Annotated in this window: 16 protein-coding genes; 11 read left to right on the top strand and 5 right to left on the bottom strand. The window is 51.7% G+C overall.

What is annotated here, in order from left to right; all coding sequences use genetic code 11:
* Positions 1 to 155: 155 nt before the first annotated feature.
* The 3 genes from SH668x_RS01330 to SH668x_RS01320 all read right to left on the bottom strand — a co-directional run bounded on the left by SH668x_RS01330 (position 156) and on the right by SH668x_RS01320 (position 1,411).
* Positions 156 to 374 carry a hypothetical protein gene (locus tag SH668x_RS01330; protein WP_437186899.1) on the bottom strand — a complete coding sequence of 73 codons (219 nt, stop codon included), beginning with the start codon at positions 372 to 374 and terminating at the stop codon, positions 156 to 158.
* 34 nt (positions 375 to 408) lie between these two features.
* Positions 409 to 684 carry a hypothetical protein gene (locus SH668x_RS01325; protein WP_437186898.1) on the bottom strand — a complete coding sequence of 92 codons (276 nt, stop codon included), beginning with the start codon at positions 682 to 684 and terminating at the stop codon, positions 409 to 411.
* A 361-nt stretch (positions 685 to 1,045) separates the two neighbouring features.
* On the bottom strand, positions 1,046 to 1,411 hold the full coding sequence (locus tag SH668x_RS01320) for a family 16 glycoside hydrolase (RefSeq protein WP_437186897.1): 366 nt from the start codon (positions 1,409 to 1,411) through the stop codon (positions 1,046 to 1,048).
* A 115-nt stretch (positions 1,412 to 1,526) separates the two neighbouring features.
* Between SH668x_RS01320 and SH668x_RS01315 the strand changes: the two genes are divergently transcribed.
* A complete protein-coding gene (locus SH668x_RS01315; RefSeq protein WP_437186896.1) occupies positions 1,527 to 1,757 on the top strand; it encodes a hypothetical protein in 231 nt (76 codons plus the stop codon).
* Between the two features lie 132 nt (positions 1,758 to 1,889).
* Here the strand turns inward: SH668x_RS01315 and SH668x_RS01310 are convergent, their stop codons facing one another.
* Positions 1,890 to 2,789 carry an endonuclease/exonuclease/phosphatase family protein gene (locus SH668x_RS01310; RefSeq protein WP_437186895.1) on the bottom strand — a complete coding sequence of 300 codons (900 nt, stop codon included), beginning with the start codon at positions 2,787 to 2,789 and terminating at the stop codon, positions 1,890 to 1,892.
* Between the two features lie 437 nt (positions 2,790 to 3,226).
* Here SH668x_RS01310 and SH668x_RS01305 point away from each other — a divergent pair, with 437 nt between their 5' ends.
* From SH668x_RS01305 to SH668x_RS01260, 10 genes are all read left to right on the top strand, one after another.
* Positions 3,227 to 4,705, top strand: coding sequence for a hypothetical protein (locus SH668x_RS01305; protein WP_437186894.1), 1,479 nt, complete (start codon positions 3,227 to 3,229; stop codon positions 4,703 to 4,705).
* Between the two features lie 314 nt (positions 4,706 to 5,019).
* Positions 5,020 to 6,072: a metallophosphoesterase gene (locus SH668x_RS01300; RefSeq protein WP_437186893.1), complete on the top strand. Its 1,053-nt coding sequence runs from the start codon at positions 5,020 to 5,022 to the stop codon at positions 6,070 to 6,072.
* Positions 6,073 to 6,093: 21 nt separating this feature from the next.
* Positions 6,094 to 6,450, top strand: a complete 357-nt coding sequence (locus SH668x_RS01295; RefSeq protein ID WP_437186892.1) for a hypothetical protein — start codon at positions 6,094 to 6,096, stop codon at positions 6,448 to 6,450.
* Between the two features lie 22 nt (positions 6,451 to 6,472).
* Positions 6,473 to 7,960 (top strand): signal recognition particle protein, encoded by a 1,488-nt coding sequence (gene ffh / locus SH668x_RS01290; protein WP_437186891.1) that lies wholly within the window; start codon positions 6,473 to 6,475, stop codon positions 7,958 to 7,960.
* A gap of 135 nt (positions 7,961 to 8,095) precedes the next feature.
* Entirely contained in the window at positions 8,096 to 8,443 is a 348-nt protein-coding gene (gene rpsP, locus SH668x_RS01285) for a 30S ribosomal protein S16 (RefSeq protein ID WP_437186890.1), read from the top strand.
* 117 nt (positions 8,444 to 8,560) lie between these two features.
* A complete protein-coding gene (gene trmD, locus SH668x_RS01280) occupies positions 8,561 to 9,274 on the top strand; it encodes a tRNA (guanosine(37)-N1)-methyltransferase TrmD (RefSeq protein WP_437186889.1) in 714 nt (237 codons plus the stop codon).
* A gap of 105 nt (positions 9,275 to 9,379) precedes the next feature.
* A complete protein-coding gene (gene rplS / locus SH668x_RS01275; RefSeq protein ID WP_437186888.1) occupies positions 9,380 to 9,757 on the top strand; it encodes a 50S ribosomal protein L19 in 378 nt (125 codons plus the stop codon).
* A 162-nt stretch (positions 9,758 to 9,919) separates the two neighbouring features.
* On the top strand, positions 9,920 to 10,315 hold the full coding sequence (locus SH668x_RS01270; RefSeq protein WP_437186887.1) for a YraN family protein: 396 nt from the start codon (positions 9,920 to 9,922) through the stop codon (positions 10,313 to 10,315).
* Between the two features lie 276 nt (positions 10,316 to 10,591).
* Positions 10,592 to 12,178, top strand: coding sequence for a Gfo/Idh/MocA family protein (locus SH668x_RS01265; protein WP_437186886.1), 1,587 nt, complete (start codon positions 10,592 to 10,594; stop codon positions 12,176 to 12,178).
* A 167-nt stretch (positions 12,179 to 12,345) separates the two neighbouring features.
* Positions 12,346 to 13,296: an aldo/keto reductase gene (locus tag SH668x_RS01260; RefSeq protein ID WP_437186885.1), complete on the top strand. Its 951-nt coding sequence runs from the start codon at positions 12,346 to 12,348 to the stop codon at positions 13,294 to 13,296.
* Positions 13,297 to 13,481: 185 nt separating this feature from the next.
* On the opposite strand, the gene SH668x_RS01255 is transcribed toward SH668x_RS01260, so the two are convergent.
* Positions 13,482 to 13,874: a hypothetical protein gene (locus SH668x_RS01255; RefSeq protein WP_437186884.1), complete on the bottom strand. Its 393-nt coding sequence runs from the start codon at positions 13,872 to 13,874 to the stop codon at positions 13,482 to 13,484.
* Positions 13,875 to 13,881: the final 7 nt, after the last annotated feature.

The following is a 13,881-nucleotide window of genomic DNA, read 5'->3' as shown; positions in this document are numbered from 1 at the left end:
TTCAACTCCAAAACAGGGATGAGAATTCGATTCGGCCCACCACATCCTGCAGGGAATTTTCAACGAGTTCCATTGCCATTCAGGCATCACCCCCATCGAACGGGGAATCAATCTGCCGAGCCAATTCTGCAGAGAAAGCAAACCGACCATAAAACTCAGGGTGGCCCAGTGCCAGTCAGTACCCCAATCCTTGCAGCGGTCCAGCCCAGCATCGAGTAGCTGAATGCCAATTCCTCTTCACGGATCTGAAATGCAGCGTCGTCCTCAAAAATCTGGTCCATACCGTTTACGTAGTCTCCGGCGACCTCTGGCTGGAAGTTAACCGACGCGAGTGCCGCTGCGTAAGACCAGACCGACCTTCCAGAATCTTGCAATCCACTGAAAACGCCAATTGCATTGATGTCGGAACTATTTCACTTCGGCAGGAGCTTGGCCAGGAACACTGGCTGAGTTTATGTACTGAACTCCATTTCTACCTACATACATGCTCCAGCAGTGTACCTGACTGCCATCTGGACTTGTCGTGTAAATTTTTCCTTGTTCGATAGCAATTCCGTCTGCAAGTGCAGATTTGGAGAAGGTCGGAAATGAGTCGACACTATGTTGCTGGTGCAGTCCGTGTCCGACATAGAAAAGTCCAAGGACGGCACGACTCGCGATGAGCTTCCAAAATCTGTCTGTCATAGTATTTCCAGAGATAGAGATTGCTTTGGGACGGGGAAGAAAATACCTGAGACACGATCAGTGCGAAACATGTATCGTGCCAATTGAAGACGAGATTCACTCCCGCGAAGATCAAAATCTTCGACCAAATCAAACGAATACAATTCAGGGAGACCTAAGCGTTCGGATCAAATCACACCTTTTGAGTTCTCTCCATCCGCAAGCATCGGTAGGGACAGGAAGAGTGTCGATCGTCAACAGTCAGTCGATGCTGCCGCATGAGGGATTTCCCCTACGTCGGGAGAATCCTGTTCTCTTCTTTTAGGAACTCACATGTCGTCACTTGCATCATTATCTTGCGAAACTTGACGAGAAGAGCAGTTCAGAGCTTCTTAAGGTCGATGTCCTTGAACTGGACGATCATCGGCTCTCCCGCACGAAGTTGCAGGCCGAGAAATCCGCTCAGGTCGAAGTGTCCCTCCTCCTGATCGACCAGCTCGGTGCTCTTCGCCCCATTGATTTCCAGGACGATCTGTTGCCCCTTGGCGGTAATGCGGTAATCGTTCCATTCGCCAAGCGGCCGCAGCGTTGCCGACTTCCCGAGCGGTACAGTTGTTCGGTCACCCGCTGCATTGATGGTTGTCTTCTGACCGTTGGCTGAGAGTAGTTCGGGGCCGCTTCGCTCATGGAGCTCGTCGCAGATACCTCCAAGGTAGCCCCCTTTCCAGAATGTCAGCCTGATAGCCAACTGCCTGACCATCGGGCCGAAGGATACTGCGAAACTGAACGCCAGAGTTCATCGAATTCCCGGAGACCCGGAACTTCAGTTTGATCTCGAAGTCGCCATTGTCGACAGTCGGTCGGTGCGGACCGCAGAAGGAGGATGGGAACGAGGGTATGATGGCGACTGCTTGCTCCTGGCGATTCAGGAATGTGTCTGCCCAAAACTGAAAGTCCTGTTTGCAGCCTACGGCCGGAAAGAATTACCTGAGTGGGTCAGAGTGACATTCGCCTGGCTGGCCCGGTATCGCGGGCATGCCAGGGCCATGAACGCACAACAGAATTCAGCGAAGCGGTCACCGACATTGCCATGATCAATCTCATGAGCAAACCGGTCGCTCGGATCAAAAACTAATTTTCGATCACGTTCTGAACGTGTTGCCGAGAATCCTGCATCAATCCACGAGTTCTGAATCAGCCTGAAATTCTCGGCAACAAAAAACGGATCAATAGGAGAATTCAACGACCACACTGCGGTGATCTGAAGGATATGGAGTCACGACGATGTCAGAAGTCTTCTCAGCTTCACCAACAACTTCAGCGGTCTTCGGCTTGAATCCGATGTGGTAAACAAAATCAATTCGGTCCAGCACGTCCCGTGCGGATGGTGTTGGGGTCCAGGTGTATCCGGGCTTTGCAACTGGATCTGGATAGATCTCCCGAAATGCATCTCGGAATCCGGAATCTTCAACAAGTCGGCTCTGCGGCCATTTTACCGCAACTGGGATCAACTTGGCGGCAACCGCTTCTTCGGTCCAGTCGAGGTGTGATGGCTCGTTGAAGTCCCCAGTCAAAACGATTTTTTCTTTGGCGAGCAACGCCGGTCCCATATCCATGATGATCGCCGCCAGTTCAACACTACGAGCGCGAACCGATTCTGCGATCGCCTCCCCCGGTGTATGCACAAATGGATCTTCTTTCAGGTAGGGAATCCCGTTCAGCTGGTAGGGACCGTACGGAGCGTGATGCAGATGCACGTTGTACATCCAGAACGATTCTCCCCCTTCGAGTTCCAACTTCAATCCGAAGCCTGCCTTGGATTTCTCCAAGACTTTCAGGCGGGTCAAGATTCCCCCTTTCGGCTGCTTGACGAACGTGAAACCAGTCATTTCCGCCAGCTTCGGCCCGATCTTGTGAACTTCCTGAATCCCGATGACGTCCGCTCTGCTGGCTTTCATCACCTCAGCGGTCTGTTCAATCCCTCCACGTGCTGCATCGTTCAGAATGTTGAATGACAACACTCGTAGCTGACGAGGAGAGGCATCCTCTCCCATTGTCGTCGAGTGTGGCAGCAGCAGCGACAATCCCGCCACCAAGCAACAAGTAAGGAGGTTCAAACGATTCATTTCTATAACTCCGAATTCCTAGTAACTGGAGGAGAACTTGGCCCAATCTCCTTGTTCAAAAACATTGAGCAACTGAGGCTGAATTTGATTCATCTGAATTCAGCATTTTTACCACTGTTTCCACCATCATCCAAGCAACTTTGACGAACCGAGGCCACAAAACGTTTGAATTGCAATTCACTGGGATAATCCGATCAATTATCAAACTGACATGCTCATCATCAAAATCTCTCAATGTTGAAAGATGCAAGTTGTTTTAAACGAAAGCAGCATGGCGCCTGCTCTCGCCTCTCACCAGAAAAATGAAAACCTCATGAGTAGGTTTCGTATGGCAAATAGAGGCAAAAGTGATCCTGCCAAACCATGCTTCAGGCTTCTTTTCTTCGAATTGACTGCTGGAAACGCATCTGTTTTAATCGATGGGAAAACCGGGAATCATGTGGGAATTGTGGGGGAAGTTCATGTTCTTTCAGCTTGCTTCAACGAGTAGTTTCAGCACCCCGATTCTAAAAACGATAAACGACACCGTTTACATTTATCCGGCATACAGCACTTGGGTTTATTCTCTCGTTTTTTCTCTGATATCACTCGCTGTTCTGGTGATTTTCGCGGGAAAAGCCAAATCGTCTTATGACATGATGAACGGGAGCAAAAAGAAGAGAAAAACCTATTTAAGGCATCTGCTGGTCAACAGCTTCGTTGCTTCTACAGCGCTGATCATTTTCACCTATTCCAGTGGGACCGCGCTTCACAATCTCACGAAATACGTCAAAGTGACTCCAACCTCCATTGAAGCTGGTGGATTTCCAACAAGCGACTACGAGTTTCGCAAGCTTGATTTAACCGACGTGAGATATGTCGATCGTGAAATGTGGTCTCAGGTTCAGTTCGGTGGTTCGGCGCGTTATCAACAGGCAGAGTATTCTTACAGATTGGTCTTGAGAAAGAACAACGACGAGAAGCTGTCTTATGTAATGGATGACCTTCTGAAGCTCGCCTATGAACATATCCAAAAAGCACACGAGGGGGTTCTTCAGCAAGCCCGAACCGATCGTGACGTCGAGAACGCCGAAAGAATTGCGAACCAACCACCCATCCAAAACGAAAATGGAAACGTCAGCGCTTATTACGGCCCTGAGCTGAAAATTTACGCGGAATCTGACTCAAGTCGAAAGTTAACCCCTTCAGCATCATTGATGCAGTTGAAACGCGGTGATCACGTCTACTTACCCACGAATCAGGGTGGGTTTGAGAACGCTGAAGTTTTGGATTTATACGAAGAGGGTTTCATCAAGTTTCGTTTCTTGGGTGGAACTGAGGCAGGAAAAGAGTTTACGACTCTCCACGAGTACGATCGAATGGAACGGCATTTTGAATCGAAGCCGGGCAACCGTGTCGTACTCGTCCAGAAAAGCGGTTCAACCGGACGCTATGACAGTCCCGATGCTCATCTCGACTTGTCGATTGGCCAACGGATGATTCGTTCAGGAAGGGAAGGTCGAGGTCCCTCACGTGGGCAGAGAGGCCGAAGAGGCCCGATGGAAGAGTTCGGCGGTGATGGATCGATGATTGGTGGTAATGGTTCAGGCGAATTCAGACCTGGACCTCAATCTCAACCTGAACAGTCCACTAATCCGCAGCCATCACCACAAAATCCACCTCCGAATTTCGCTGCTCAAAATAACCCTCTTAATCGTCCGGTTCCGGAGAAGTTAAATGCGGTTGATTCGGTAGGAGGCTTCAAGCCCGGCGTAAGTGTGAAAGTCTGGCCAAACATCGACTACGACTTCACCGAAGCAGAAGTCCTCGAAGTTTATCGAGAACACTTTCTTAAAATTCGAATCTCTCCAGAGCATTCCAGTACTCAAGAGGAAGTGATCAAAATCGTTCCTTTCTTTGGGCTAAGGCCTGAATAGGCTCGCCAAATATTTATACGATGGGACTCGCTCGTTCTCGGGCTAATAGCAAAAACCGATTGAAGCAATTGAGAACTGTCATTGAAATTGCAGCGGCGCATTCATCGCAAAGAGTTCTGCGGGTGCCGTACGACACAAATATCGGATCACCGAATCGCAGATGCGGCTTCCTCCAAAGGTCATTTTCAGTTGACGATTGTGGAGTTCCCGGGCCGCTGGTATTCGTCGCTTTCTCTAGCGTGCCTTTCATCCCCCCTGCGGGACGCGAGAACACGTGACATTTTGATCAGCTTTGAAGGTTAGGAAACCAGCTCATGGAAAAACTCAACCGCAGATGCTTTTTACAATCCGGGATGATGGTCGCTGCGATCCCCGCAATGACTTTGCTCTCGCAGCCTCTGAAAGCAGAAGACGCTTCGAACGAGCTAACCAAAGGTGCCCCACCTCCACCTGCTGCTGGGGGATTCACGATGCTCGTACTCCCCGACACCCAAAACTACAGCTCACACTTTCCTCAGACATTCGCTGCCCAAACTCAGTGGGCGGTCGACAATCAGGAAAGCAGGAGTCTCGCCTGCGTGCTGCACCTGGGTGACGTCACGAACAACAATACCGCCAAGGAATGGGAAAATGCAGTCGCTGCGATGAACTTGCTCGATGGCAAGATTCCCTACTTCATGGCTCTTGGCAACCACGACTACAGCCAGGGCGGAACTTGCAAAGACCGCACAACACTCTTCCATGATTACTTCCCGCTGGCGAAGTACAACAATCTTCCCAACTTCGGCGGCGTATACGACAAAGAGCCAGACCGCTTCGACAACAGCTACCACACGCTGGATGTCGGCGCCCGTAAGTTTCTGATCGTCAGTCTCGAGTTCGGTCCCCGAGGCGACGTGATTCGATGGGCGAACGAAGTTGTCGCCAAGCACAGCGACCACGAAGCGATTCTCATCACGCACGCGTACATGCATTTCGACGAGTCTCGCTATGACTGGAAAACCAAGGGATCCAAGCAGGCGTGGAACCCACACTCCTACCCGATCGCCAAAGCGACTGATGACGACGTCAACGACGGCGAAGAACTTTGGAACAAGCTAATCGAGCCAAACGAACAATTCATTCTGACACTCAATGGGCACGTCCTCGGTGACGGCCTCGGAAGGTTCGTTTCAAAGCACAGTGGCGACAAAGACGTGACGCAGATGCTCGTCAACTTTCAGATGAAGCCGAACGGCGGGGATGGATGGTTGCGACTCCTGAACTTCGAACCGGACGGCAAAACCATCAACGTGTACGACTACTCACCGGTCCTCGACCTGACGAATACCTCCTCGCAGAATCGGTTCACGATACAGCTGTCGTAAGTTCCGAGTGCGTGAGTCTGGTTGAGTTCGCTCTGCCAGACTCGCCGGTCTCGCATGTTCGGTCGCATGTTTGGTCGCATGTTTGGTCGCATGTTTGGTCAAACCGGGTGTCCCCCTTCACCCGGAACGCCCCGAGACACGGACGTGAGTGCGAGCTGGCTGCGGAATTCTCTCCCGGATGCGAGCGACTCAATCTTCTGGCGTCGGCTGACTCGCCATTCCCCCGAACATTCCGACTTAATGGAACCGACACTGCATCTCGGACTCCCATACGGATTTGCCGATTGCAACGGGCAAATCTCCAATTTTCTCTATTTCTGGGTCTCTCTCAACCTCCCGCGAGTCTGCTATACTCCAGCCCGGACGGTATTCAGCTGAGATTTTGAGCCAGAGATTTATCATGTTTGAATCAATCACACGCAATCTAACCGATGCGATTGGCTCTATTGCCCGCGGTAAGTTGACGGACTCCAACATCCGTGAGGGGATGGGGAAAGTTCGCCAAGCGCTGCTGGAAGCAGACGTCAATTACGATGTCGCCAAAGCATTCACGGAAGATGTCACTGAGCAGGCAGTCGGCGAAAAAGTTCTGAAATCGCTCCGGCCAGCAGAACAAATCGTCGGAATTGTCTATCAGGAACTCGTCAACCTGATGGGGCCGGTCGATCACACACTCGCTGTCCGGCGAGGTGAGCTCACCGTCATTATGATGTGCGGTCTGCAGGGGGCGGGAAAAACCACAACTTGCGGTAAACTGGCTAAGATGCTGAAGGAGCAAGGCGTTAAGCCGATGCTCGTCGCTGCTGACTTGCAGCGTCCCGCCGCGATCGAACAGCTTCGCGTCCTCGGCGAACAAATCGGAGTTCCCGTCTACTGGGAAGAGGCTGGCAGCAGTTCTCCCGTCAAAGTTTGCTTGAACGCGAAGAAGCAGGCACGCGCCAACGATTGCAGCGTCCTGATTTTGGACACAGCTGGACGTTTGCACATCGACGATTCCCTGATGAAGGAATTGATCGAGATCGACAACAAGCTGGCTCCGGATCAAGCATTGCTTGTCTGTGACGCCATGACAGGGCAGGACGCTGTCAACAGCGCGAAGGTTTTTAACGAAGCGCTCGAACTCGACGGCGTAATTCTGACCAAGCTCGACGGTGACTCTCGCGGGGGGGCCGCCCTCTCAGTCAAAGCAGTCACCGGAGTCCCCATTAAGTTCATCGGAACTGGGGAACAGTCCGACAAACTTGAGCCATTCCACCCCGACAGAATGGCACAACGTATTCTTGGACAGGGGGATGTGGCGACACTCCTCGAAACTGCGCAGAAGGTCCTCGACGAAAATGAGATGGAACGCCAGCAGAAGAAAATGCTGGAAGGAAAGTTCAGTCTCGACGACTTCCTCTCTGCAATGAGCCAGATTCAGCGCATGGGCTCAATGAAGTCCTTGCTGAAAATGATCCCCGGAATGGGACAGTTGTCACAGGCATTAGATGCCATGGACGGAATGGACCCCGACAAGGATCTAGGACGGGTTCGGGCGATGATTCATTCAATGACGCTTGACGAAAGAAGAAATCCTGACAAAATCGACCGCTCTCGTCGCAATCGCATTGCCAAGGGAAGCGGCACAGACCCATCGGAAGTCAATGATCTGTTAAAGCAGTTCAAAGGCATGTCGGGAATGATGCAGCAAATGGCCGGCCTTGGAATGGGCGACAAGATGAAGCGGGTCAAGGAGTTACAGACTGGCCTCATGGGGCCGGGTTCAAATTTACTCCAAGATAAGCAGAGAAGTAAACGCGGTCCCGTCGATAAAGACGCACTACGCGACAAGAAAAAGCAGCAGCGGAAGCAAGCCAAAGATCAGCGTAAGAAAAACAAAAAACGCTGAGACAGGCTTCTTGCGCTGGATTTTCTTTTGATAAAATCAAAATTGAGATTTCGGACCGCAGGCGGTGCCTGTCAGCCTATTTCTCAAAAAATCGGGTTCGTAAGAGCCCATTGAGTGGAACAGCAGGAGATTTCAGTGGCGGTTCGTATTCGAATGAAGAGAATGGGACGGACGCATCGGCCGTTTTACCGAATTTGCGTCATCGATCAGCGCAAGGCTCGTGATGCCAAGGCGATCGAAGAAATTGGTACTTACGATCCCATGGTTCAGGACAAGTCGAAGCGCGTCACCCTGAAGATGGATCGGGTTGAGCACTGGGTCTCCGTCGGAGCACAGCCAAGCGAGCGAGTTGCGACACTCATCCGTAAAGTCAAAGAGAACGATTGGGGGGCAATTAAGTCACCACCTCCAATGCAGGCTCCACAGGTCAAGGCCGCTCCGGCAGCGGAAGAAGCACCTGCCGAAGAAGCTGCAGCTGAGTAGGTTCTACTCTGCAACCTCGATCTCTGCAAAGAGTCTAATCGGAACCGTTCAGTCGTTCATCAATCGTAACTCGATTTCGGATCCGCTGTTACGCGACAAATCCTTGATGAAAGATCTATGGCTCCCTTTCGGTTTGACGTCCTGACATTATTCCCAGGTATTTTCGACGGATACCTTGGCCAAAGCCTACTGAAGCGTGCAATCGATGCCGGCTTGGTCGATGTGAATCTTTGGAATTTCAGGGACTGGACAACGGACCGACACAAAACTGTTGATGAGCCTCCCTATGGAGGCGGACCGGGAATGCTGCTCAGGTGTGAGCCGATTTTCGACTGCGTCGCTGAAGTTCAGACGAAAGCGCCAAAGCCCGGTCGACTGGTCATGCTGACTCCGCAAGGAAGGCAACTTGACCAGAGATTGATTGAAGAACTGTCCACACAAGAGCGATTGTTGCTGCTGTGTGGACGATACGAAGGATTCGACGATCGCATTATCCAGGGGCTTGAACCACTCGAAATTTCCGCAGGGGATTTCATCTGCAATGGTGGCGAAGTTCCAGCAATGTTGATTATCGATTCCGTCATTCGTCTGATCCCAGGAGTGCTGGGTGATGAGACGAGTGCCAAATATGATTCGTTTTCGTCAACGGCCCGGCTGGAGTACCCACAGTACACCCGTCCTCGCGAATACCGCGGGATGACCGTTCCTGACGTCCTGCTCAGCGGGAACCACGGAGCAATTGCCGAATGGCGGGAACAGCAGAGTATTGAACGGACCCGCCAACGGCGGGGTGACTTATTAGACGGCTCACCTGAGAATTCAGAGAGCTGACGTCGTCAGGGAAGAAACTGCGAAATGCGTTTCCACTAAGACGATCTACACAAATCGACGTGCCGTTTCCCTCTGGCACCTCTCGAGGCAATCTGAAAGACTGTCATGCGTCACAAGCTACTTGATCTTGCTGAACAGCCAAGCCTTCGCGCTGAACCATTGAACTTCACCGTCGGTGACTCCGTCGAAGTTCACACCCGAATTCTCGAAGGCGATAAAGAGCGTATTCAGATTTTCTCCGGCGTTGTCATTGCTCGCCGTGGACACGGAATGGCTGAAATGTTCATCGTTCGCCGTATTGTTGCCGGTGAAGGTGTTGAGCGAACATTCCCTGTCAACTCTCCAAAAGTTGCAAACGTCGTCGTGAAACGTCACGCTCGCGTTCGCCGCGCGAAGCTCTTCTACCTCCGCGATCGTATTGGTAAGGCAACTCGCTTGACAGAGCGTCGTGCCAAGGCTGCTGAAGCCGAAACTGCAACATAGTTTCACTTCACCAACCACATTCAAGTGGCGGAGTGAAAAGAAATTTCCGAACTGGCTGCCGTGGCGACACGAGCAGCCAGTTCGCGTTTCGGCTATCCTCAATTCTGCTTTATCTTTGATACTTTCGAGTCACGATCTCTCTCCCACGGAATCGGATCAACGATGAGAATTGGCTGGATCAGGCGGATTTTTGGAAATCGTGGAGAGCGACTCGCAGCCCGGTTCCTGAAGAACAATGGATACAAAATCCTTGCACGGCAAGCACGGAATCAGTTCGGTGAAATTGACCTGATCGCCCTGCACGGAGACGTAATCGTCTTCGTCGAAGTCAAGACCCGCCGGAATTCACGAGCCGGCCACCCCAGCGAAGCAGTTGACTCCACAAAACAGCGACAGTTGACCCGCGCAGCTCTTGCCTGGCTCAAGGAAAAGAAACAGCTGAACCGTCGCGGAAGATTTGATGTCATTGCGATCACGTGGAATACGAGTTCAGTTCCGGTAATTGAGCATTTTCTGAACGCGTTCGAAGCAACCGGCCGTGGTCAGATGTATTCATAGATTGATTGATTCAGGTCAGGCATTCCTTAACAGCCTTTACCAACTCTCTCGGCGTTCCCAGCTACCGGCTGCCCGTTTCTGCTTCAAATTCTCCTCAATGCTGGTCACAATAGAAGAAGGCACTAAACAGGGGGCTTGTCCTCTTGAGAGTGCCGCTCAACAATAATGTGAATCGCCCACCGTGAATTGCCCACCGAACAACATGTCTGACCGCGTTTCAGGACGCAATAGCTCGACTTGTTGACCGAGGAATCTTACCGAGAGAGAAAGTAAGTCATGGCATTGAGTCCAGAGCAAGAAGGGATTGGCAAAGAGAACTTCACCCGCGCGGTGGATGGAATCTCTTCGCTCGACGTGAACCGCCGTGACTTGATGAAAGCTGCGGCTGCCGGAACACTCGGAGTCGGCATCGCCTACTTCGGTTACAAAGAGCTCGAAGCCTCCCCGGTTCGCGTCGCCTTTATCGGAACCGGCGACGAAGGAAGCATTCTCCTGACGGAACATCCAGAGAAGTACATGGAAGTGGTGGCGATCGCAGACCTGCGACCAACTAACCGCGACCGTGCCTTCGAGGGGGACGGTAACGAAAACCGCATTGGACTGATCAAGAAGCTCGGCGTTGAGAAAGCTGGAAAGATCCGCCGCTTCGAGAGTCATAAAGAGCTGATTGAGCACGCCAAAGAGCTGAAACTCGAAGCAGTCGTGATTGCGACCCCGTTGGTGACTCATGCTCAGATTGCAATGGACTGCATGGATGCCGGCCTGCATGTTCTGACAGAGAAACTCATGGCTCGCACCATCACCCAGTGCAAGCAGATGATTCGCAAAGCCAAGGAGAAAAATCTGCTCCTGGCTGTCGGCCATCAACGGCATTACAGCGTGTTGTATCACAACGCCAACAGTCTCGTGCAGAACGGGCTGCTCGGGGACATCAAGTACATCCGAGCCCAATGGCATCGTAACAATAGCTTCCCAGCGGGCGATGCCTGGCAGAAGTCGATCCCCAAAGCGGACGCTGCTGCCCTCAAGGACGCACCTCTGAAAGACTTCGGTTTCGAGAACATCAACAAGCTCGTGAACTGGAGGCTTTATAACGAGACCGGCGGCGGAATTATGGCCGAACTCGGAAGCCACCAGATGGACGCCTGCAGCATCTTTCTTGGAAAAGTTCATCCGGTTGCTGTGCAAGGGCACGGAGGGAAGAACTTCTACGGCATCGAAGGCGTTGGCCCGAAGGATAAATGGGATGACGATCGCGAGATCGATGACGCCATCTTCGTCACGTTCGAATTTCCCGGGAAGCAATACGAGAAGAACAATCGCGATAAGTGCATCGTGACCTACTCCTCGATCAGCACCAATAAGTTCGAGCCCTACGGTGAAATCGTTTACGGTAGTCGCGGTACTCTGTTCATGAAGACAGAGAAAGAGGCGATGCTCTGGAAGGAAGAAGGACGCGGTAGCAATGGCGGCGGTCCAGATCAGCGACTCTGGGTTGTCTCTGGCAGTGCTGCTGGCGGCGGTCCAGTTCTGGAAGCGTATGAGACCACCTCAGGAGCAAGTAAAGGTGGAAGTAGTGGTGCCGACTGGGCTGTCAACGTCTCACGCGGTTATCGCGAAGAGATGGAGCACTTCTGCTACGCCATCCGCAATCAAGGTCCAACTTATTGGCCAGAAGGAAAACCAATTCCAGCAGACCAGGGCGGTCTCCGGTGCAACGGTATCGTTGCCATGGCAGACGCGATCATGGCGATGACAGCAAACCTCGCGATGGCCCACCAGAAGCGAATTGTGTTCAAGCCAGAATGGTTTGATCCAGACAGCGATGCTGTTCCTGAAACAGATCCGGACGTCATCGGTTAATCCAGTTCAGAATTGCGGGACAGAATCAAAGAATTCTGTCCCGCTTTGCTTTGTGTCGGACTCTTTTTTGTTAATGGGACAGCGTAGATCGAGCTGATCGCCTTGATCAAAATTCTTCTACAGTTCGTCCTGTCAGTCGCTCATCAGTTACCCAACAAGTGAACATCATGAAATTGAAACCACTGGGAACATCCGGGATCTCTGTTGCTCCGCTCGCACTGGGAGGAAATGTCTTCGGTTGGACGATCGACCAGAACCAGTCCTTCAAGGTCCTTGACGCCTTTGTCGATCACGGATTCAATCTGATCGACACAGCGAACATGTACTCAGCCTGGGTTCCCGGAAATCAGGGGGGAGAGTCTGAAACTGTTATTGGGAACTGGTTCAAGTCTTCTGGGAAACGGGACCAGGTCATCATCGCCACCAAGGTTGGCCTCCCGATGGGCGATGGGTCTCAAGGACTGAAAAAGGACTACATCCTGAAGTCTGTAGAAGACTCTTTGAAACGACTCCAGATCGACACGATTGACCTGTACCAGTCACATCAGGACGACGAAAGCACTTCTATCGACGAGACGCTTTCTGCCTACGATACGCTCATCAAGCAAGGTAAGGTTCGAGCGATCGGGGCGTCGAATTATTCAGCAGCCAGACTTGAAGAAGCGCTTAATGTGAGTCGGCAAAACAATCTCCCTGCCTACGCTTCATTGCAGCCAGAGTACAACCTCTTTGACCGTGCCGTTTTCGAAGATGAACTGGAAGCGGTCTGCCTGAAACATCAGTTGGGCGTCATTGGGTATTACTCGATTGCCGCTGGATTCTTGTCCGGAAAATACCGCTCAGAGGCAGATCTTTCGAAGAGTGCTCGTGGTGCTGGAATTGGCGCCAAGTACCTCAATGAACGAGGTTTCAGGATTCTTAAATCTCTCGATGAAGTCTCGGCAGCACGCTCGACTGTTCCAGCAGTTGTGGCACTCGCCTGGCTGATTCAACGTCCAAGTGTGACCGCTCCGATCGTCAGTGCGACCTCTGTCGAACAGCTAAACGAGATTGTCACCTCGGCATCGCTCACACTCTCGGCTGAAGAAGTCTCGAAACTTGATCAGGCGAGCGCTTGAGATCTGGTTTGTGTGCCTCACCGAAATAAGAGAATCCGCGTTGTGTCATCGTATTGCGACACAACGCGGACACGCAGGTCGAACAAATCCGATCGGGCGAAATTCCAGCAAGCCCGTAGATCAAGTCATGTGGTCCTTGCGATTGCCGTGGCGAGGAACGCACCTTTCCGAAATGGAATCGGAATTCAGTAGAGGATCTGTAGTCGTTCCAATTCTCCGTAAAGCATTACAATTGCGGGAAAATATACCACTAGCAACGAGAGAAAATACTTCACACGAAACGTCCCCGGAAGATCCAGCCGTGAAACCCGAAAAGTCTGATAGCCGAATGCGCTGAGTAACAGCATGAACAACACGAGGTCAATTCCGCCAACAAAAAGCCGATTTTTTCCCAAAGGTGTCAGAGCAGTGAGCAACAGCGGTCCAAGCACGGTGAAGAAGACAATCCGTTCGATCTTCCTGAAAGTCATCAGCGAAACTGCAATTCGATATTGCTGGGACTCGGTCAGTTCATTTGTGGCGCGACGTTCGAGTAATCGACCGATCAACACAGATCCAGCAATTAAGACAATCCACATTCACGCT

Source organism: Planctomicrobium mucosum, assembly GCF_051466335.1.
Lineage (GTDB): Bacteria > Planctomycetota > Planctomycetia > Planctomycetales > Planctomycetaceae > Planctomicrobium.
This window is presented reverse-complemented; position numbering and strand designations above follow the sequence as displayed.